The organism is Aeromonas sp. TS_SC_11, assembly GCF_057318915.1.
Genome location: NZ_CM170470.1, coordinates 860,940 through 879,305 on the forward strand (window position 1 = coordinate 860,940; position 18,366 = coordinate 879,305).

21 protein-coding genes and 1 pseudogene are annotated in these 18,366 nt (G+C 57.6%); 11 read left to right on the forward strand and 11 right to left on the reverse strand.

The features are described from left to right. The first annotated feature begins 1,328 nt into the window (after positions 1-1,328). The gene (locus tag AC1P02_RS04085; RefSeq protein ID WP_265422413.1) at positions 1,329-2,363 is read left to right on the forward strand and encodes a YeeE/YedE thiosulfate transporter family protein; all 1,035 of its coding nucleotides are present in this window, start codon (positions 1,329-1,331) and stop codon (positions 2,361-2,363) included. A 92-nt stretch (positions 2,364-2,455) separates the two neighbouring features. Here the strand turns inward: AC1P02_RS04085 and AC1P02_RS04090 are convergent, their stop codons facing one another. Together AC1P02_RS04090 and AC1P02_RS04095 are read right to left on the reverse strand one after the other, a co-directional pair. After that, positions 2,456-3,613: a DUF2920 family protein gene (locus AC1P02_RS04090; protein ID WP_485184204.1), complete on the reverse strand. Its 1,158-nt coding sequence runs from the start codon at positions 3,611-3,613 to the stop codon at positions 2,456-2,458. Between the two features lie 330 nt (positions 3,614-3,943). Further along, positions 3,944-4,564, reverse strand: coding sequence for a LysE family translocator (locus tag AC1P02_RS04095; RefSeq protein WP_408136354.1), 621 nt, complete (start codon positions 4,562-4,564; stop codon positions 3,944-3,946). 101 nt (positions 4,565-4,665) lie between these two features. On the opposite strand from AC1P02_RS04095, the gene AC1P02_RS04100 reads away from it, so the two are divergent. Next, the gene (locus AC1P02_RS04100) at positions 4,666-5,613 is read left to right on the forward strand and encodes a LysR family transcriptional regulator (RefSeq protein ID WP_277735474.1); all 948 of its coding nucleotides are present in this window, start codon (positions 4,666-4,668) and stop codon (positions 5,611-5,613) included. On the opposite strand, the gene AC1P02_RS04105 is transcribed toward AC1P02_RS04100, so the two are convergent. The 4 genes from AC1P02_RS04105 to AC1P02_RS04120 all read right to left on the reverse strand — a co-directional run bounded on the left by AC1P02_RS04105 (position 5,580) and on the right by AC1P02_RS04120 (position 8,185). Then, positions 5,580-6,263 carry a chromophore lyase CpcT/CpeT gene (locus AC1P02_RS04105; RefSeq protein ID WP_207386668.1) on the reverse strand — a complete coding sequence of 228 codons (684 nt, stop codon included), beginning with the start codon at positions 6,261-6,263 and terminating at the stop codon, positions 5,580-5,582. The two genes, AC1P02_RS04100 and AC1P02_RS04105, sit on opposite strands and share 34 nt — an antisense overlap. Before the next feature lie 995 nt (positions 6,264-7,258). Next, entirely contained in the window at positions 7,259-7,546 is a 288-nt protein-coding gene (locus AC1P02_RS04110; RefSeq protein ID WP_005320000.1) for a sll1863 family stress response protein, read from the reverse strand. A 33-nt stretch (positions 7,547-7,579) separates the two neighbouring features. Next, entirely contained in the window at positions 7,580-7,999 is a 420-nt protein-coding gene (locus AC1P02_RS04115) for a BON domain-containing protein (RefSeq protein ID WP_021138682.1), read from the reverse strand. 27 nt (positions 8,000-8,026) lie between these two features. Further along, positions 8,027-8,185: a DUF3309 family protein gene (locus AC1P02_RS04120; protein WP_005320005.1), complete on the reverse strand. Its 159-nt coding sequence runs from the start codon at positions 8,183-8,185 to the stop codon at positions 8,027-8,029. A gap of 457 nt (positions 8,186-8,642) precedes the next feature. On the opposite strand from AC1P02_RS04120, the pseudogene AC1P02_RS04125 reads away from it, so the two are divergent. From AC1P02_RS04125 to AC1P02_RS04135, 3 genes and pseudogenes are all read left to right on the forward strand, one after another. After that, positions 8,643-8,774, forward strand: a pseudogene (locus tag AC1P02_RS04125) (DUF3313 domain-containing protein); the annotation flags it as partial. Between the two features lie 197 nt (positions 8,775-8,971). Beyond that, positions 8,972-9,484 carry a cupin domain-containing protein gene (locus tag AC1P02_RS04130; protein WP_339022217.1) on the forward strand — a complete coding sequence of 171 codons (513 nt, stop codon included), beginning with the start codon at positions 8,972-8,974 and terminating at the stop codon, positions 9,482-9,484. Between the two features lie 74 nt (positions 9,485-9,558). Beyond that, positions 9,559-10,008 carry an SRPBCC family protein gene (locus tag AC1P02_RS04135; protein ID WP_339022216.1) on the forward strand — a complete coding sequence of 150 codons (450 nt, stop codon included), beginning with the start codon at positions 9,559-9,561 and terminating at the stop codon, positions 10,006-10,008. Positions 10,009-10,103: 95 nt separating this feature from the next. On the opposite strand, the gene AC1P02_RS04140 is transcribed toward AC1P02_RS04135, so the two are convergent. Beyond that, the gene (locus AC1P02_RS04140; protein WP_485184209.1) at positions 10,104-10,604 is read right to left on the reverse strand and encodes a DUF1993 domain-containing protein; all 501 of its coding nucleotides are present in this window, start codon (positions 10,602-10,604) and stop codon (positions 10,104-10,106) included. Positions 10,605-10,939: 335 nt separating this feature from the next. Between AC1P02_RS04140 and ydfZ the strand changes: the two genes are divergently transcribed. Beyond that, positions 10,940-11,137 carry a putative selenium delivery protein YdfZ gene (gene ydfZ, locus AC1P02_RS04145; RefSeq protein WP_125600799.1) on the forward strand — a complete coding sequence of 66 codons (198 nt, stop codon included), beginning with the start codon at positions 10,940-10,942 and terminating at the stop codon, positions 11,135-11,137. Between the two features lie 158 nt (positions 11,138-11,295). On the opposite strand, the gene AC1P02_RS04150 is transcribed toward ydfZ, so the two are convergent. From AC1P02_RS04150 to AC1P02_RS04160, 3 genes are all read right to left on the reverse strand, one after another. Continuing rightward, positions 11,296-11,808, reverse strand: a complete 513-nt coding sequence (locus AC1P02_RS04150; protein ID WP_485184212.1) for a hypothetical protein — start codon at positions 11,806-11,808, stop codon at positions 11,296-11,298. A 109-nt stretch (positions 11,809-11,917) separates the two neighbouring features. Beyond that, positions 11,918-12,697 carry an SDR family oxidoreductase gene (locus AC1P02_RS04155; protein WP_429180703.1) on the reverse strand — a complete coding sequence of 260 codons (780 nt, stop codon included), beginning with the start codon at positions 12,695-12,697 and terminating at the stop codon, positions 11,918-11,920. After that, positions 12,697-13,023: a nuclear transport factor 2 family protein gene (locus tag AC1P02_RS04160; protein WP_059114014.1), complete on the reverse strand. Its 327-nt coding sequence runs from the start codon at positions 13,021-13,023 to the stop codon at positions 12,697-12,699. The genes AC1P02_RS04155 and AC1P02_RS04160 overlap by 1 nt, the downstream gene beginning before the upstream one ends. Positions 13,024-13,116: 93 nt before the next feature. Between AC1P02_RS04160 and AC1P02_RS04165 the strand changes: the two genes are divergently transcribed. The 3 genes from AC1P02_RS04165 to AC1P02_RS04175 all read left to right on the forward strand — a co-directional run bounded on the left by AC1P02_RS04165 (position 13,117) and on the right by AC1P02_RS04175 (position 15,541). Further along, on the forward strand, positions 13,117-13,482 hold the full coding sequence (locus AC1P02_RS04165) for a winged helix-turn-helix transcriptional regulator (protein WP_025325304.1): 366 nt from the start codon (positions 13,117-13,119) through the stop codon (positions 13,480-13,482). A gap of 204 nt (positions 13,483-13,686) precedes the next feature. Next, the gene (locus AC1P02_RS04170; protein ID WP_485184214.1) at positions 13,687-14,472 is read left to right on the forward strand and encodes a hypothetical protein; all 786 of its coding nucleotides are present in this window, start codon (positions 13,687-13,689) and stop codon (positions 14,470-14,472) included. A 175-nt stretch (positions 14,473-14,647) separates the two neighbouring features. Continuing rightward, a complete protein-coding gene (locus AC1P02_RS04175; RefSeq protein ID WP_485184216.1) occupies positions 14,648-15,541 on the forward strand; it encodes a LysR family transcriptional regulator in 894 nt (297 codons plus the stop codon). Positions 15,542-15,668: 127 nt separating this feature from the next. On the opposite strand, the gene AC1P02_RS04180 is transcribed toward AC1P02_RS04175, so the two are convergent. Next, the gene (locus AC1P02_RS04180) at positions 15,669-16,181 is read right to left on the reverse strand and encodes a hypothetical protein (protein ID WP_139039759.1); all 513 of its coding nucleotides are present in this window, start codon (positions 16,179-16,181) and stop codon (positions 15,669-15,671) included. A gap of 195 nt (positions 16,182-16,376) precedes the next feature. Between AC1P02_RS04180 and AC1P02_RS04185 the strand changes: the two genes are divergently transcribed. Continuing rightward, positions 16,377-17,408: a tetratricopeptide repeat protein gene (locus AC1P02_RS04185; protein ID WP_485184218.1), complete on the forward strand. Its 1,032-nt coding sequence runs from the start codon at positions 16,377-16,379 to the stop codon at positions 17,406-17,408. A gap of 40 nt (positions 17,409-17,448) precedes the next feature. Beyond that, entirely contained in the window at positions 17,449-18,267 is an 819-nt protein-coding gene (locus AC1P02_RS04190; RefSeq protein ID WP_485184220.1) for an XAC2610-related protein, read from the forward strand. Positions 18,268-18,366: the final 99 nt, after the last annotated feature.

Genomic DNA, 18,366 nt, shown 5'->3' on the forward strand with positions numbered 1-18,366 from the left:
TTATCCTGATTTTCGCTTGCAGCAAGGCCCTGTCGCGGGCCAGGCCAGGCGTCAGTTCTAATGTGAGACAGGCAATGGGCCCCCGGTTGGCGCAGGCGCAGCATGGCGCCGCCAGACGGTATGTCTGTCGGGCAAGCTTGCCAGCAGGTAGGGGGCTATCAGGGATCAGGACTCCGCATCCTGTTACCCGCAGGGGATCAGGCGTGGGGAGGCGTGGACCCCGAGGGTCGAGGCTTGGGCTCTTCGGTCATACGATATCCTCCGAGTGGGGTGGAGAGAGGGCCGGGCGCGGCCACTGACAGCCAGATACACTGTCGTTGGCGAGCATGACCCACGGGTCTGTATTATCGGCGGACGAGTCCGGTGATCCCGCCACCAGAGCGGCATACACCCATAAAGGAAATAAGGATAACGACAGTTTGAAATAACTGGATGCCGGGCAGGTAATAATGTCAGCGATGCCGGGCGGGTGAAGATAACGGAGAAAACCACACCCCATGGAAATATTACGGCGCAACCTTTGCCACGACCGAAATATATTGAGCAATCACGTCAATTATTTTATTTCGCAACCTGTCCTATCGAAAACGAATCTGTTTTCAATATGGTATTGTCCATCTTGTTATTTTACGCTCGATCACTTCACGGCCACGGAACGGATGCACGGTTCCGACGCTGTGGCGGCCCTGACGGGCAGCACCCGGGGCGCATGATGAAGCGTTCAATTGCAGGGTCGCGAGGCGGCATGGCTCGCAGGTGAGCGGAACAATCCAGATTTACAACGACAATCCCTGATGAAGGCCGGGATGAAGCGGTTGTGAGAGTCGAAGGTGACTCATATAGATGCTGCACTCTATGCTGCACTCTGAGCAATCAGAGTGAGGGGGAAGAAAGGATATCAACCTCAGCTCTGGCAAGCCCACATCGCGATTTGCAATCGGCTACAACTGTCGCTTTCCATAATATCCTTCCATCTGTTGATAACACGCCGAGATTCTACCCAAAAGCATTCGAGGGCGCAAAATTTAAATTCATCTTTTTCCATTTAATTAGTTTCACACTCGTCACACCATTATTTCCCGCCCCTGAAATAGATTCATACTCATTTCGCCATGTGCCCTTGCCAGGAATTGATCTGGATGGGGTTTTGCTTTCATTTTCCGCCACAGGCACGGATCCGCGCTGGAATCGGACTCAATGTGGGAATAGGATGCACGGCTTCCACTCACACATGACGCACAGGAAACAACAAGATGAATCGAAAATGGTCGCTCCCCATCGTGGTACTCGCGGGGGGAGCGTTACTCTGGCTCGGCAACACCTTTGGTATGAAATGGGCCCTGATGGCCCTGTTAGGATTCGGCTTCGGCTTCACCCTCTCCTTCAGCCGCTTCGGCATCGTCTTCGGTTGGCGCGAAATGCTGACCAAGCGCAACAGCTACTATGTGCGGGTTCACCTGCTCACCATCGCCATCGAAATTCTGCTGTTCACCTGCTTCCTCTCCTTTAGCCACGCCCTGTTTGGCGACGCCATGGTGGGCAACGTGATGGCCATCGGCATTCCCTTCATCGTCGGCGCCTTCCTGTTCGGCATCGGCATGCAGCTGGCGGGCGTCTGCGCCACCGGCACCCTCTACTGCTGCGGCGAGGGGCAACCCCGCTTCTGGCTGGTGTTGATTTGCTACGGCATCGGCACCCTGATCAGCAACCAGTTCCGCCCCGAGCTGGAGGCTACCTTCTCCAGTCATGTGGTGCTGGCCAAGGATCTGACCGGCAATCTCTGGAGCGGCATGCTGCTCAACCTGGCGCTGGTCGCCGTGCTCTTCCTGCTGTTTCGCAACAGCGAACTCAAACGCACCGGCGAGCTCAAGCCCCTCTTCAGCGGTGGCAACCTGTTCTGGCGCGACGGCCGCTTCACCGTGCTGACCGGCGGCATCCTCATCGCCCTGCTCAACTCCTCCGTGGTCGCCCTGCACGGCTCGGCCTGGACCATCACGGGCGCCGTCTATGACATGGCGCTGCGCGGCGCCTCCCTGTTCGGCCTGTTCGAGGGGAACCCGAAACTGGCCCAGCCGCTCTTTATCAACCCCATGGTCGGCATGTTCTGGCTGGGGATCCTGGGGGCCATGCTGGCGCGCTGCATCAGCGGTGGCGGCAACTTCGCCCCGATGCGGCTCGGCAACAGCCTGGCATCCATCTTGGGCGGCCTGCTGATGGGAATGGGCGCTATGTACAGCGCCTGCAACCTGGGTGGCTTCTTCGACGGTACGGCGTCGGGCAGCCTGCACGGCTGGGTCTGGATGCTGATGGCCCTGGCCGGCAGCCTGATCGGCATTCGCCTGCGGCCGCTGTTCAAGCTCTGATCTACTTTCCATCCATATCAACAACAACGGGGGCCAAGCCCCCGTTGTTGTTTTGGCAAACGCCCCATTCAAGGCAACTCTGGCATGGGGCGTCAGGCCGGCGCCATGCTCTCGATACGGTGGCAATGCAATCGCACCGAGGGATCACCAAAGTCCAGGTGATAGACAGAGTGACCAGCGTGCAAGGTTACCTCGGTTGCCCGAGTGGCGTGAAAGTACGGCGAGCGTTCGGCGAGCAGGGCCAGCCCCTGCTCGAAAAATTGCAGCATGGAGAGCCCCATGCCGTGATCCATGTTGCGAATGAAGTTGCCATCAATGCTGGACTCATCGAACAGGACCAACTCGGCGTTGAAGCCCCGAGCCAGCATGGCTCGCGCCATGGCCAGTTTGGCCTCGGTGGGGGCGATGGGATCATGGATGGCGTGCACCATAAGACAGAAGGTGGCCGTCCCTCCTTGCGCCGCCATCTGATCGAGCTGGGAGGCACTGAAGGAGCGGATGATGAAGGCATCCACGTCAAACTCATGAGGGTGCCCGGCCACCATCCGCCAGGGAGAACACACGCACAACGCCAGCTCCACACCTCCTTGCAAAGTACACTGGTACTCCACCGCCCCTATATCCCGCCCTACCACATACGCCAGATTGGGCTCGGCCCAGGAGGAGTTGTCGAACAGGGCACGGGCATAGCCGGGGCGAAACTTGTTGACCATTTGCGCCAGATAGCCGCCATAGGAGGATCCCACCAATATCAGGTTGTCGCGATTGCCATTGTAACGGCACATGGCATCTTCAATGGCGTTGAGGATATCGAGCGCCGCCATCACACCGAAGTTCTGGTAGGCACCGTCGGGGGGCGTGAGCAAACCATGAAAACGCAGCGACTCGCGCGGCCGGAAACAGTCCAGCGCCCGCAGCAGGTCACTGTCTACCGTCTCTGGTGACAATCCCAGCAAGGTGAGGGCTCGTGCCCGCTCGTCCGGCAGCAACGAGATACTTGCTCCTACTGACGGTCGCGACCGCATGCAAAAATAGTCGACGCAGATGGCAGCCATGCCGTGGTGTCCGGCCACCTTCTCGCAAAATACCTCGCTATAAGCACCCAAATCACCGCCAAATCCCGGTATATAGACCACGATCCCCGCGCTGGCCATATCGGAGCCATGGATCCGGTAGCGCACCTTGCGCTCGCCGCAGAGCCCCAGCTCGGCATCGGGGTGACCAGCCACGCTGTGTTCGTAATAGGACACTATGTCTACCTCATAGACGGCGATGCAACCCGCATCGCCTCGACCATTCCAGACTGGGTCTTGGCTATCGCCATGCAATTCCCCTAAAAGAACGGAGCATGCTGCATTACAAGCGTCAATGGAATCTGATTTTCACTATTCCTACGTCTGGGAGGATAGAAGGGAACCCAGGCTAGCCCAGCCGTTCTTTATCAACTCCATGTCGGCATATTCTGGCTGGGGAGCCTGTGGGCTAGGCTGGCATCGGCAGCCGCCTGCGGCCGCTGTTCAAGCTCTAATGAAGTAACGGGATGGCGCACAAGTGCGCCATCCCGTTGAAATACCTTTACTTCAGCCCAGCGCCCTCATCAGTAGCAGGATTGCGAAGCCGGTGAACATCACGGCCGACAACCGGTTGATACCTCTGGCGAAACGCTCGCCATACCCCTGCATGCCTACCCAGCGAAACACCAGACAGTAGCCGCCGTGTACCACCAGCACAACGGCGCTGAAGGTCAGCGCCAGCAGCATGCACTGGCCCAGCGCCCCCTGACGAAAATCGATGAACTGGGGAAACAGGCTGGTGAAGAAGATGATCGCCTTGGGATTGAGCAGGCTGATGAGCGCTCCCTTGGCGAAACTGTGGCCGCAATCCCGATCGGTCGAGGCCCCGACGACCGGGCCGACCGCGCGCTGACGCCAGGAGTTCACTCCCAGATAGAGCAGATAGAGGGCGCCCCCCAGGGTCAGGATCTGCTGTCCCTCGGCCAGCCAGCCGGTAAACCAGAGCACCGCCAGCGAGGCCAGGGTCGCCACCAGCAGGATCCCCACTGCCACCCCGACAAAACCGGCGATGGCGTGGCGGGTCCCCCGGGTCAGGGTGTTGCCGATGGTGTAGATCACCGCAGGCCCGGGGCTGAGCACAGTCCCCACGGCGAGCAGCAGGTAGAGGGCGTAATATTCGAGACTCATCACAGGGCATTCCATGGTCGGTGTGGTGCCGCCCAGTATATTGACAGCCGCTTCGCCAGCCAGACATAGTGGCGCTCGGCTTTATAAACCAGGAGTTTAGAGTGGACCGTCTGACCGCCATCGAGATCTTCGTCGAGGTCGCCCGCGCGGGCAGCTTCAGTGCCGTCGCGGAGAGATTCGAGATGACGCCGGCCATGATAGGCAAGTACATCAAGTGGCTGGAGGCCAGGGTCGGATCCCGTCTGCTCAATCGCAACACCCGCCGCCAGAGCCTGACCGAGGCGGGCAGAGAGTACCTCGGCGGTTGCCAGAACCTGTTGCAGCACTATCGGGAACTGGAGCAGAACACCCGGGCCCACACAGGTCAGGCTGCGGGCAAGATCCGCATCAATGCCCCCATCACCTTCGGCAGCTATCGGCTGACCCCCTTGCTGTGCCGCTTCATGGCGCAGTATCCACAGATCCGCATCGAGCTGGATCTCTGCGATCGGCTGGTCGATGTGATTGGCGACGGTTTTGACCTCATCTTTCGGGTCGGCACCCCCAAGGATGCCGCCTATATCGCTCGCCCACTGACCAGCTCAACCTCTGTGTTCTGCGCCTCGCCGCGCTATTTGCAACGCCACGGCACCCCCATGGCACTGGCTGACCTGGCCCGCCATCAGTGCCTGGGTTTCACCCCCTGGCTGACACAATCGAGCCTGGCCGAGGAGTTTCCCCTCGAACACCTGCACCTGTGGGACAGCCAGTTCATCAGCAACCATGGCAGCGCCCTCAAGGTAGCCGCGATCAACCATGCGGGCATAGTGCTGCAACCCAGGGCCCTGCTGACTCAGGAGCTGGAAAGCGGCGTCCTGCTGGAAATACTGCCGGATGCTCTGCCTGCCCCTCGCCCTGTCAACATGCTCTATCCCGCCCGAGAACCCATGCCGCTGCGGCTTCGGCTGCTGATCGACTACCTCAGCGAACAGCGTCATGAACTGGATCAACCCGCTCAAGAGGGAGACCAGGCCGGCTACTCCCCGCGCTGCTTCACCTTGCGCAGATAGACATAACCCTCCCCCGGGCTGCCCCAGCGCTGATGGGCCTCGTTGTCGTAGGCGCGATCCAGCAATCTGACGCTGTCGGGACCGACCCAGAGATATTGCACCAGTGTGCTGGCCCCGCCGAAGTTGGTGGCGCAGCTGCCGACCTTGCTGTGGCCTGCATACTCCCCCGAGGGTTGACGGCTCAGCCAGACCTCGCAGCCCTGGCGCAGGGAGAGCTGTTGCGGGGTAAGGGAGTCAAGCAGTCCGGGGTCGCGCCAGGCACCGGCAAAGTCGACGGCTCTGGGCATGGTCAGTTCGGCCATCAGGATGCGGCCGTCGGGCACGGGAGAAAAACGGTAGATACGCTGACGGAACGGGCGCACCGAGCGCTCGGTCAGGAACTGCTCGGCATAGACCCAGCGAAAGCCTTGATAACCGGGCCAAATCTCCACCAGCCGCAGCTCGGCGCTGGTGAAACGAGTGTCATAGCCGGCCTGCTCGCGACTGGAAAACTCACCGGTAAACCAGGAGAGCAGCGGCTCCATGCCGGCCCGGGTCGTTGTCGCACTGGCCGCTGACGGGCCGGTCGGAATGGCGACAAAAGGTGTGGGTGCCGCCCATACCAGACTGGTGCAGAGCAGCCCGCACAGGGCCGCCATCAGCGTGACCATCGAATCCATCCGAATCATTTTCATGGCGGCGATTATATGAGCGAATGGCCGCAATAACCTCAACCTTGATCAAATCCTTACTAATCCACTGAAAAATCACAGTGTTAGCGAAAGAAGCTGACGGCGGATACGCAACAAGGATGAGAGCGGCAACCAGTGAGCAGGATCGAGGAATAGACGATCTCCTGCATCTGCCGGGTCGAGGTAGTCGCCGCCAGAAAAGCAGAGTCACAGGTTTGCCATAACCAGAGCGCAGCAAAGCTGCGACAGCAGCAGGCGAGGCGTCAGCAGAAACAGTGGCCAGAGGACGCAAACAAGTCAGATACCCCCCGGCATGGGCAGGGCCAGCTCGGCAAAGGTGTGTCCCTGAAGCAAACCTCCCCAGACCAGGAGATCATTCTCTGTGAGCATTGACCACCAGGAGGCGTACGGGAACAGAGGAAAGGAGATCGTAAACAACAGGCCGCTGAGCAACGCCAGTAATATCCGCAACCATAGCCATCGCAGTATGAACGTCCATCACGACATCAGTTACTCCCCTCAAGTGATGGAGCAGCATGCGAAGAGAGTGGCCACTTTTGAAACCCTTTGGCCCCACCTGATTTGAACGATTTCCAGCAAAATGCTTATACGAGGCCACTCATTTGGTTTATCCAAGAAAAACAAACGCCACGCTCAGGAAGTATCTTGCCACTCCCCTACGGCCTGACGTCGGTGACGGAAGCAGGAAAGGCGTACTGGATCGCGGGTCAAACAAGGGGGAGCTCTTTTCCACAGACCCGGACTGATTTACTGCTGTGTATTGGTGTGGTGTGTATCTATTCGGCCTGTCGCTGAACCGCGCCGGCCTTGATGGGATATGTCAGTGAAGCGCGCAGTCACCGGGGGGTGCGGCCAGATGAGAGAATCATCATCCCAGCTTTCGCGGGAATGATGATTTTATGCCTGATTTTCGCAACTGGACCAGATCGGCCCAAAGGCCTAAAACGCAGTGCTTACTTGAATTTCGACTGGGCTTCGGCCAGACCAGTCTTCAGGTCGCTCCACATCTTGTCAGCGGTCAACTTGACCTGCTCCCAGGATTCACCGCTTGCCTTGCCGAGCTCATCCATCTTGTCGGAGGCAGCGTGCTGTTTGGCACGCAAAGCCTGGATCTCTTTCGCCCGTTTGACTTTCAGGTCGGCCGAGATGTTTTCCATTTTGGCTTCCAGCAGATTGATCTGACTGCTCCACTCATTGAGCTGAGCATTCAACTTTTCCTTGTATGCCTTTTGCACTTCCATGGTGTTCTCCTTGGGTGCTGATGAGCGATGGCGTTATTGGACAGCCGTGACAACGAGCTGGTTAACGACACCCTTGACGCCGCTGATGGCCATCGCACGGGCACTGGCCTTGTCGCTGTTGATTCGCGAATCGACGGTACCGGTCAGAGTGACCATACCCTGGACAGTGTTGACACTGATGTCCATTGACTTCAAACCTGGCTCGCTGAGGAACTCGGCTTTGACCTTGGCCGTCACTTCGGTGTCATTCCAGGACTGGGCACTTTTGGCAGTTTGCTCAGTCATCTTGTCTTCATACTTGTCGACGGTTGCATCGACTTTCTCGCCAGTCTCGCTGGCAGCGTCATCAATTTTCTTGCCGGCCTGTTCGGCCGACCCTGGCTGGTCGCATCCGCTCACCCCGAGTGTGAGGAGCAGCGAGAAGGCGATGAGGATAGCTTTGCTTTGTATCATGTGGTGGTTTCTCCGGTGCTAGGTTGCCTAGATCTTGCCGAGCAAGACCAGGATGAGCAGTATGGTCAGCACCAGTCCAATGGCGCCGCTTGGGCCGTAACCCCAGCCTCGGCTGTGCGGCCAGCTTGGAATGACGCCGATCAACAACAAGACAAGAACGATCAGCAGAATGGTTCCCATGGTCATTTCTTTCTCCTAAATGTTGCATATTGGATGACATAAACGACCCATGCCGTGGTGATGGTGCTCCGGATACGGGGTCTGGTCTGTTCTCCAACGCACAGACAACCCCTTCGATATGGCGGAGCGAGAGCGGTTCGCTGATGAAATCGGCCGCCTGGATGCTGCAAAGCCAGCCCGACATCTGACGTTCGTCGGCCACGATCCTGCGGGCTCAGCTGACAATCCGTCTTCTTGGTCAGTGCATTGGCACCCCTGCAGCCCGCGTCGCGGCTGCATCAGCAAGGTTATTGACCCGGTGCAACACCAAGCGACCGGAGGCGACGGGCTCATTCTGCAAGGGGGTCTGCAAACGCATTTCCTTGATGGACCATCCCGCTTCTGTCACCCACAACATCTTCTGCATCCGCCCACACTCACAGCGTCAAACCATGACACTGCACCGGACAGGGATCCGGGCTGGGTGATGGATGCCCGCGAAAGCCCTGACAGCACCCACAAGGATGAGCCCATCACCGCCGAGGAGATGGAGAAGATGATCGACCAGTGGGCTCCCAGCCGCGCCAAACAGCTGGCGGACAATATCGGAAAATAACAGCGGCAAATAAGCATCCGCACCGCTGCCTTTGACATGGCTGCACAGCCCTTGCTGGACGGGCGCGCGACACGTAGCCGAGTCCGCCGTCTCGCCATCGGTAGTGAAACCGGCTGCCGATTTCTGCTTTTCTCCCCCGCATTCTGGCAGTTAGGATGACCCTCCCGTGACTGCATCCTCATAGAAAAGGAACCACTATGAATCGCCACCCCTGCATCAAACACTGGCGCGAGCTGCAAGAGCAGACCCCGCGCTACTACTCCGGCAGCCAGGAGCCCCTTTCTCGCGGCTGCGCCCTCGGCAAACACTTCGGCTTTAGCCGGATTGGCATTCACCACGAGATCGTCGAGCCCGGCCATCGCACCAGCTGGCCCCATGCCGAAAAGACCGAGGACGAGTTTGTTCACGTGCTGGAAGGGACGCCGGATGTCTGGCTCGACGGCGTACTCTATCGGCTGCAACCGGGCGACTCGGTTGGCTTCAAGGCCGGTGACGGGCTGTCCCACGCCTTTATCAACAACACCGGAGAGACTGTTCGGCTGCTCTGTATCGGTGACACGGATCGGGAGGACAACCGTATCCACTACGCCGTGCATCCCGAGCGCAATATCACCCTCGGCAAGCTGCACTGGGACGATGTCCCCGAGCGCGAGCTGGGTGATCATGACGGCCTGCCCGACAAGCTGCGCGAAAGTAACGGTCCTTTCTGATCCGGCGCTCATACCGGAATGACCCAGTGCTGGCGACTATCCTTGATGCGGATCTCAATCAGGAGGAGTTGATCATGACGACGGGAACAGTACGACTGCACAGGGTGCTCAAGGCTCCGCCGATGCGGGTCTATCGGGCCTTTATCGAGGCAGATGCGCTGGCCAAGTGGCTGCCGCCCCACGGCTTTACCTGCCAGGTAGCGCAGCTGGAGGCCAGGGTTGGCGGCTCGTTTCGGATGTCATTCTGCAATTTTGCCAGCGGGCATGCCCACGCCTTTGGCGGCGAGTACCTCGAACTGGAGCCGGGCAAGCGCATCCGCTACACCGACAGCTTCGACGACCCCAACCTGCCAGGGGTGATGCACGTGACCATCAGCCTGACCGGAGTGCTTTGCGGTACCGAACTTGCCATCGAGCAGGCCGGGATCCCCGAGGTCATACCGGTGGAGATGTGCTATCTCGGCTGGCAGGAGTCCCTGACCCAGCTGGCCGCCCTGGTCGAACCCGAGATCTCGGGGGAGTAACCGGGCACAGGCCCGAGCGGGTTGCGCGCGTCAGCCCGCCCAAAAAAGAGAGCCTGCCACATGGCAGGCTCTCTGCATTCCGGCAACCCTGAGACTTATTGCAGGTTCAACCCACCTAGGTAGTCCCGCTTGCCGAGATCGACCCCGGCCCGGCGCAACAGGGCATAGGTCATGGTGAGGTGGAAATAGAAGTTGGGGATGGCGTACTCGTGCACGCAGGTATGGCCATCCATCCCCTTGCCGCCCGCCCAGTGGGGGACGTAGCGACCGCTCTCGAACTGGCTGAAATCGGCATCCAGCTTGCTCTGCAAAAAGGCGATGGTCTTGGCGATATGGGCGCGCAGATCCGCCATCGTCTTCGGCTCATCCCCCATCACGGGCTGCTCGCCATGGCTGGCGGTGGCGACACAGGTACGGGCCGAATCGCAGCAGATCAGCACCTGTTTGCTGAGGGGCAGCATGTCGACGATCAGCCGATCGCCGAAGAAGTTCTCCACATTGAACTGCTTCGCCTCGGCATGGGCGGCGGCCTTGGCCAGGCACAGGTCGAGGTTGGTCAGCATCTTGATAAACTGGGCAGTAATATCACGGTTCATGGTGCGTTCTCGGTTGGTTGAAGGCAGTTAAACGAGCGGCACCACTATAGCGCATCCCCCTGCAGTATCACCCCCACCCCACGACCGCCGCGACAAGGTATGCCTATCGACAGGAAGCTGCATATTGGGACACCCATCTTTTACCTCTCACCAACCTGGCTACGGCTTGCTTAGAAAGATGGGTGTCCCAGATTTAGCCCTCGAGGTTGCCGACACCCTGAGTCCTTCTTTGGCTCTTTTTTGATCTGTAACATGCATCACGCTTTTTCAGGGGCGTAGGCTGATCCCGCAGCCTGGGCATCCAACCGGGTACAACACAAGAAAAGGAGAGTGCCATGAAAATCTATGACCGAAACCGCAATGCGCTGAAGCTGGGTCAGCGCGTCATGATTGCCGCCACCGGCGCAGTCGACGTTCTGAAAGAGGCCCACACCGACCACATGACCCCTTACCAAGCGGAGCATGAGAAGTGCGTGCTGCTGGCAAACACTCAAGAGCGTTACGCGCCCATCGAGTTGATTAGACTAGGCTGATCCCTTTCCCTGTCACCCTACTCTTTACAATTCACCCGGCTGCCGCCCCCCATCTGGCGGCCGGGTTTCTGATTTCCCCTCACTGTTTTACCCACCTCTTTTGCGTTGAGTCGTCGAGTCGGTTCGATTGGCGAAGCGTCATCAAGTGATCCTGTTGGTCACGGCTTGTCTGCAAGAAGGCGTATCTCCGAGTGTGCTGTTGGTGTCGTGGCAAATAGCCGTTTACCGAGATGGCGAATCAGCAGCAGAGACGGCAGCAGCGTGAGCAGCAACCAGTGGGTATAGGGCAGGATAAATGACCAGATGATTTCGTGAGGCAGCCAGGTCGAAGCGGTCGCCGTCATAAAGGCGAGGTCATAGGTTTGCCACAACCAGAGACCGACAAAGAGCGGTGGCAGCAGCAGGCGCGGGGTCAGCAGAAACAGCGGCCAGAAGGCAGCCCCCAGCAAGGCACCGAACTCCAGCATGGGCAGAGCCAGCCTGGCAAAGGTGTGCCCCTGAAAGATGCCACCCCATACCAGAGAGGGATCCTCGGTCAGTGCAGGCCACCAGGATGCGTATTGAAACAGGGTGAACGAGATCATAAACAGCAGGCTGGTCAGCAGCGCCAGCGCCGTTTTTCGCAAAAACCACCGCCCCGACCTACGCAGTATCGGCATCCACTTAGACATTAATGACTCCCATCAAGCGACGGGACAGTATGCCGGTGCCTGGGCCGCCTTGAAAGCATGCGGCCCGGGGTGGGGCCTCCTTTCTCTCATGCCCCCTCCCGCTGTCTGCCTAAGCCGTGGGCACAGTGCCCCCGTCAATCACATATTCAGCACCGCTGATCGAGGCGGCCAGAGGCGACGCCAGAAACGCGATGAGATTCGCGACTTCCTGCGGCCTGGCGGGGCGGCCGAGGGGGATCCCCCCCAGGGAATCCATGATGATCTGCTTGCCTCCCTCGTAATCCGTGCCGGCCTGGGTCGCAAGCCGCTCAGCCAGCGCAACGGATGCCTCTGTCTCTATCCAGCCGGGAGAGACCCGCACCACCCGCACGCCTTTTGGCGTCACCTCTTTCGACAGACTCTTGCTGTAGGTTGACAGCGCGGCCTTGGCGGCGGCATAGGCCGTGGTCGACTCCGGCAAAGGCAGCTCACGCTGGATGGAGGTGACATGGATGATCACCCCCTCCCCCTGTGCCAGCATGGCGGGCAACAGCGCCCTGTCCAGACGCACCGCAGGCATCAGGTTCAGGTTCAGCTCCCGCTGCCACTCATCCTCCCCCAGTGCCGCGAAGCCGCCACCCGGCGCCGATGAGCCGCCCAGCACGTGGACTATGATGTCCACGCCGCCCAGCCTGGCGTTGACGGCATCCACCACCGTATTGCAGCCTTGCACAGTGGTCAGATCGGCGGCGACAAACAGCGCCTCGGGCAAGTCCGCCGGGCGGCTGCGCGCCGTGGTCAGCACCCGGGCGCCATTGTCACGAAACAGGGCGAGCACGGCTTTCCCCACCCCCTTGGTGCCTGCGGTGATCAGTACACGCCGGCCTTGCAGTGCCAAATCCATCGCCATCACAGTATCTCCAGAGATTGAATATCATTGCCCGACATCAGAAACCGGTGTTCAAGCATCACCGGGCTGCCGGGGAAGTTGCCCGCCACCTCGGCAACCACTGTCACCCGCGCCCCTGCCTGCGTCACCGTCACCGGCTCCACCCTGTACTCGACGGCTTTTCGGGTCCCTGCCATCCAGGCCTGGATGGCGCTATGCCCCTGATGGGTATGGCTTTCGTCCCGCACGAGCGCATCTGCGGTGAAGCACCCGGCAAGGCGGGCTGGATCCGCCCCATTGCTGACCTCGAAATAGGTGGCAATGGATGGAAAGTGTAGAGAGGTCATCGTCATCCTCGCTGAGAGACAGTTGCTGTACATCCACTTTCCACATAGGCTTACGTTTAATCAAGAACGCACAAAAAAGTAAGTGACTCACCCATGACCAGGATCTATACCCCTTCGACTGCGGCGATCGGTGTCGAAGACGTGCTCAAATTGCTGGAAGGCCGCTGGAAACTGGTCATCCTGTTTCACCTGTTCGATGGCAAAGTGCAGCGTTATTCGGACTTTGAACGGCTGATCCCGGCCATTTCCCAGAAGATGCTGGCCCAGCAGCTGCGACAGCTGGAAGCGGACGGCATAGTAGTGCGCAAGGTCTACCCGCAGGTGCCGCCCAAGGTGGAATATCGCCTGACCGACTGGGGACAGGCCCTGTGCCCGGCATTGGATGCCTTGTTGAAATGGGCGGAGCAGAAAGAGGCGCTCCAGCCCCAGAACCCAGCCGAGCAGGAAACCTCCGACTGACCCTCAGTCAATACAGGAGCCGCAGGCCCGCTCCGTCACGGGGCCCATGACCGGTCGGGGGCTCCCGGCTCAGACATCGGCTCCCGGATGCCCCTCTTCCTCGTGATTCATTACCATGAGTGAATTTTGATATCAGTCGAGTGCCATTTCAGTGAACACTTCACCGCCCTAGACTGCTTCTCGAACCTTAACGAGGAGTCTCACATGAAATTCACCAACGTCGCTCTCCTAGCCGGCGCCATCGCCTCTGCCATGTCTTTCAACACCTTCGCCGGTGACCTTGTCTCGGTGCAGTTCAGCGATGGCCGCCCCGCCGTGACCGGAGTCGAGGCGGTCAACAAAGCGCTCAACCCCATCGGCGTCAACGTGGTCACTGTCGACATCCCCGAGGCCGCCAGACCCCTGCTCGAAGCCTCCCACCGCCGCGCGTTGACCAAAGCTGAGCACGGCGCCCTGATTGCGGCCTTCAACCTGAGTCAGGGGGAGCTGCTGGAGCAGGCCAGGCTCGCAGGACGCGAGCCTGCGGTGAAAGGGGGCGGCGTGGCGACCGAAGAGACCGGCGTCGGCCCCTACCCCAAGGTCTATGACCTGATGGCGCTGGACGATCGCACCCGCAGCGCCGTGCTGGGCAAATATGGCCGCATGCACGTCAACTCAGCAGAAGATGGCACCGACATCGACGAGGTGATGACGGTGGTCAGCGGCGGCCCCTTCCGCTGGGGCTTTACCCTGAAAGACGGCAGCATCGCCCGCTTCCAGATCGACAAGGTGGGCCTTGAAGACAAGGCCGTGCGAATCAGCTATCACGGGCTCGGCATGCACGCCGGGCTGATGGACGCCAGACAGGGGCTGCTGGTGGCCTTCGCCCATGGCCCCGAGGCATTCACCATGCGCTACCAGGCCGAGGTGCCCCACGCGCAGTTGCTCGGCACCAACCCCTGGGCGGATGTCGGCATCAGCCTGCCCCCCGCGCCAGGCAAGACGCAATAAGCATCCTCCATGCTCCGGACGGTCGGGCTGCAGCCCGGCCGCCCTTGTCATGCCTCTCTTTTCCATCACGGCTGGCCGGGGATGGGGGATGGACAGCCCCGGGATCCGCACTATTGTGATAAAAGTGCGCAATGATGGCGCCATCATTTACCAGTAGTGAATTAACGGGGGCAGGATGAACAAGATCACGGCGCTGAACGTCTTTCGCCGGGTGGTGGAGATGGGTACCTTCAGGGCGGCGGCGGACGACCTGCACCTCTCTCAGGCGGCGGTCAGCAAGAACATCAACGAGCTGGAAGCCTTTCTCGGCATCGCCCTCATCAACCGCACCACCAGGCGGCTGAGCGTCACCGAATCCGGCATGGCCTATTACGGCCAGATATGCGCCGTGCTGGACAGCCTGGAGGCCGCCGACCAGTCCATCATGGCCGCCTCCTTCACCCCCAGGGGCAGGCTGAGGATCGGCATGCCCATGTCCTACGGGCTGATCCGCCTCAACCCCCTCGTCTGCGAGTTCCAGCGCCGCTACCCGGAGATCGGCATCGAGGTGATCCTGAGCGACGCCTACATGGATCTGGTGGATCAGGGGCTGGATCTGGTGATCCGGGGGGCAGGCACCCTGGAGGATTCCACCCTGCGCGCCAAACCCCTGTGCGAGGTGCAGCGGGTGCTCTGCGCCGCCCCCGACTACCTTGAGGAGGCGGGCCAGCCCGCCCACCCGGCGGATCTCAAGGCCCACAACTGCCTGCGCTACAGCTTCTCCTCCTCCCCCAACAAGTGGTTCTTTAGCCGGGACGCGGAGAGCCTGGCGGTGGAGCTGCCCCCCGCCAGCTTCTGCGCCAACAACGGCATCGCCCTGAAACAGGCTGCGGTGCAGGGGCTTGGGGTGATCCTGGTACCGGATGAGTTCGTGTCGAACGAACTGGCGGACGGCACCCTGGTGACCCTGCTCCCCGACTGGCAACCCGACCCCCACGCCCTGTTCGCCGTCTACCCCTTCCACAAGGAGCAGTCCCGCAACGTGCGGCTCTTTATCGAATTTATCGTCAAGGCGTTTCAGCTGCGGTGAGCCAGACAGGCGGGATCTTGGAGTTTGTGCCTCTCGGGCGAAACGCCGATAACCCACCTCTATGCGACGTGTAGGTTCGATTAGCGAAGCGTAATCGGACGATCGCGTCATCGATCGATCCCTCTGGCTACCGCCCATCGTCCAGGATGACGGCACCCGCCGGTGTTGCCGATGTATCAGCAAATAGTTGCCTGCCGAGCTGGCGGATCAGCAGCAACGCCGCCAGCAGGGTGAGCAGCAGCCAGTGGGTGTGAGGCAGGATAAAGGTCAGGATGATTTCGTGGGGCAGCCAGGTAGAGGCAGTTGCCGTCATAAAGGCAAGGTCATAGATCTGCCACAACCAGAGCCCGGCAAAGAGCGGCAGCAACAGCGGCCGGGGCGTCAGCAAAAACAGGGGCCAGAAGAGTGTGCCCAGAAGGGTACCCAGCTTCAGCATGGGCAGAGCCAGCTCGGCAAAGGTATTTCCTTGATAGGAGCCGCCCCACACAAGGAATGCATTGTCTGTTAGCGTTGGCCACCAGGAAGCGTACTGGAACAGAGTGAACGAGAGGGCAAACAGCAGGCTGGTCAGCAGCGCCAGCGCCGCTTTTCGCAACAACCACAACCCCAGCCGTCGCAGTGTCGGCATCCACTTAGACATCAATGACTCCCATCTTGTGACGGGGCGGTATGCCGTGGCATGGGCCGCCTTTAAAGTGTGCAGCCCAGAAAGGTGGGTGCCTCAGTATTCATACTCTAACGCTCTATTCCAAATTGCCGAATCATCCGCTCAAAAAAAAGGTAGTCAGTCGACACCACTAAATGACATAATCATCCACTATATAGAGGGTGATTTATGAAATTTGTTATCAAGTTAACAGCCATAGCACTACTACTTTATCTCCCCAACACGTCATTTGCCGAGGACAGCCTGCAGCAAGCCAGGCAATTGGCTAATGCAGGTATAGATAAACAAGATACCGAGCTAATAATAAGAGCCATAGATATATATAAGCATTATGCTGATGGCGGCAATGTAAAAGCAAAGCACCTACTTGGCTTATTGTATCTAAACTGGTTTAACCCACTACAGGATAAGAATAAAGGAGTCTCATACCTTGTAGATGCAGGTAATCAAGGAAGTATAGATGCACAGTATACATTGGGCATAGTTTATTCCGGATCAGAAGAAGGGTCCAAATTCATATCTATCCAGAGTAATAACAGCGAAGCCGAAAAATGGTTTCTACTCGCAGCCAAACAAGGACACTCTTCTGCTCAATATTATCTTGGAACAAGATATGAAAATGGCTATTCGAATGATAAAGATACCGTAAAAGCCTTAATGTGGTACCGCCACTCAGCAGAAGGTGGCAACGTATACTCGCAAGAGAGAATCGGTGCAGCCTATCTTGACGCAACATTGGACTTACAACGTAGCTTACCAGAATCGAAAAAATGGTTCCTGCAAGCACAAGAAAAAGGTTCAATGGTAGCGCCAAAAGCATTGAAAACCATCTCCTGCATGGAGCAACTCTCTGTAAGTAAAGAGCTTGAACCAGACGCATATTTTCTCTGTAAACGGGCGAGTGAAAAAGAAGATTTATTTGAGTTATGGTTTGGTATGCGCTGCCCAGGGATGCCATATCAAACTAAAAAAGAGCAGGACATCTGCTTTGACAAACACACAGCTCCTGAGCCAGAAATGCTATTCATCAAGGGACTTACTTATGCATTTGGCTATGGTAGGGGGCGTGATTTGCATCAAGCCTATAGCCTACTATCACTTGCCGAAAGATACGGTAGAGAGAGTGACATGATCAATGATTACAAAAAAATAATTCAGCCATTAATCTCTACCAACAAGTCAGATGAAATAACAAAATGAACACTATAAAAAACCATTATTCCAATACTAGGAGAATGGAATGATATCAACAAAAAACGTCCTATTTGTCACCACATTGTTTATCCCATTTACTACGGTGAGTGATGAGTATCATGGATCACTAGGTAATCTTAATATATCCATGTCGTTCACCAACGTAGAGGAGCCTGCTATTTATATGTATGATAAACACAGGACTCCTATTCCATTGCATTTCGCATCAAAAGATGACAATGGCGTTATTAAGTACATTGAGAAAAACAATGACATATCTGTAGCTGAACTTCGTTTAACACAAAAAAATAACACTTTCTATGGTTACTGGAAAAATATAAAAACAGGCCAGCGCCACCCTATATCATTAACCTTGAGTGATGATTTGAGAGGTAATATACAATCAGCCTCATTTGACGATACCTATGTCAGAATACGCTGTGATGATACAGGGAAAAAGACTCATATTATCAACAAGCAGACAGATAAAACAGTGTTTACTCTAACATCAGAGGGCACGTGCAACAATGATGAATTAGAGATAGATGACTATAACTTCGATGACTATCCAGACTTTTCAGTCTTCGAAAGCTATTATGCTGGACCAAACACATCTCGAACATATTATTTATATGACTCAACGACTCGGCGCTATAATGAAACAGATCAACTATCACTAACCTCTCTCTATTTTGATAAAAAAACGAAAACTGTTACATCAACTAACCAATGCTGTGCAGGGGCTCAAATTATTATTGAGAACTACAAGTGGATTGGTAAGAAATTGAAAATGATTGATGGTGTGTGCTTGGTACGTGATGACAGCGGTGAGCAAATAGAAAAACCCAGAAAATATTGTAACTGACCTAGTACTGATACATTCACAACGATCACCATTAAGTTGCTAACGTCCCACTACCACTTTAACAGCCCGGAACAATGATGATCCGGGCTGGTTGATGAA

Coding starts and splice junctions, on each gene's coding strand:
- AC1P02_RS04165 (WP_025325304.1), top strand. CDS start 13,117: ATGACCAGGATCTATACCCCTTCGACTGCGGCGATCGGTGTCGAAGAC.
- AC1P02_RS04160 (WP_059114014.1), bottom strand. CDS start 13,023: ATGACCTCTCTACACTTTCCATCCATTGCCACCTATTTCGAGGTCAGC.
- AC1P02_RS04150 (WP_485184212.1), bottom strand. CDS start 11,808: ATGTCTAAGTGGATGCCGATACTGCGTAGGTCGGGGCGGTGGTTTTTG.
- AC1P02_RS04095 (WP_408136354.1), bottom strand. CDS start 4,564: ATGAGTCTCGAATATTACGCCCTCTACCTGCTGCTCGCCGTGGGGACT.
- AC1P02_RS04105 (WP_207386668.1), bottom strand. CDS start 6,263: ATGGTCACGCTGATGGCGGCCCTGTGCGGGCTGCTCTGCACCAGTCTG.
- AC1P02_RS04120 (WP_005320005.1), bottom strand. CDS start 8,185: ATGACCATGGGAACCATTCTGCTGATCGTTCTTGTCTTGTTGTTGATC.
- AC1P02_RS04170 (WP_485184214.1), top strand. CDS start 13,687: ATGAAATTCACCAACGTCGCTCTCCTAGCCGGCGCCATCGCCTCTGCC.
- AC1P02_RS04175 (WP_485184216.1), top strand. CDS start 14,648: ATGAACAAGATCACGGCGCTGAACGTCTTTCGCCGGGTGGTGGAGATG.
- AC1P02_RS04185 (WP_485184218.1), top strand. CDS start 16,377: ATGAAATTTGTTATCAAGTTAACAGCCATAGCACTACTACTTTATCTC.
- AC1P02_RS04140 (WP_485184209.1), bottom strand. CDS start 10,604: ATGAACCGTGATATTACTGCCCAGTTTATCAAGATGCTGACCAACCTC.
- AC1P02_RS04180 (WP_139039759.1), bottom strand. CDS start 16,181: ATGTCTAAGTGGATGCCGACACTGCGACGGCTGGGGTTGTGGTTGTTG.
- AC1P02_RS04085 (WP_265422413.1), top strand. CDS start 1,329: ATGAAATGGGCCCTGATGGCCCTGTTAGGATTCGGCTTCGGCTTCACC.
- AC1P02_RS04115 (WP_021138682.1), bottom strand. CDS start 7,999: ATGATACAAAGCAAAGCTATCCTCATCGCCTTCTCGCTGCTCCTCACA.
- AC1P02_RS04135 (WP_339022216.1), top strand. CDS start 9,559: ATGACGACGGGAACAGTACGACTGCACAGGGTGCTCAAGGCTCCGCCG.
- AC1P02_RS04130 (WP_339022217.1), top strand. CDS start 8,972: ATGAATCGCCACCCCTGCATCAAACACTGGCGCGAGCTGCAAGAGCAG.
- AC1P02_RS04190 (WP_485184220.1), top strand. CDS start 17,449: ATGATATCAACAAAAAACGTCCTATTTGTCACCACATTGTTTATCCCA.
- ydfZ (WP_125600799.1), top strand. CDS start 10,940: ATGAAAATCTATGACCGAAACCGCAATGCGCTGAAGCTGGGTCAGCGC.
- AC1P02_RS04155 (WP_429180703.1), bottom strand. CDS start 12,697: ATGGCGATGGATTTGGCACTGCAAGGCCGGCGTGTACTGATCACCGCA.
- AC1P02_RS04110 (WP_005320000.1), bottom strand. CDS start 7,546: ATGGAAGTGCAAAAGGCATACAAGGAAAAGTTGAATGCTCAGCTCAAT.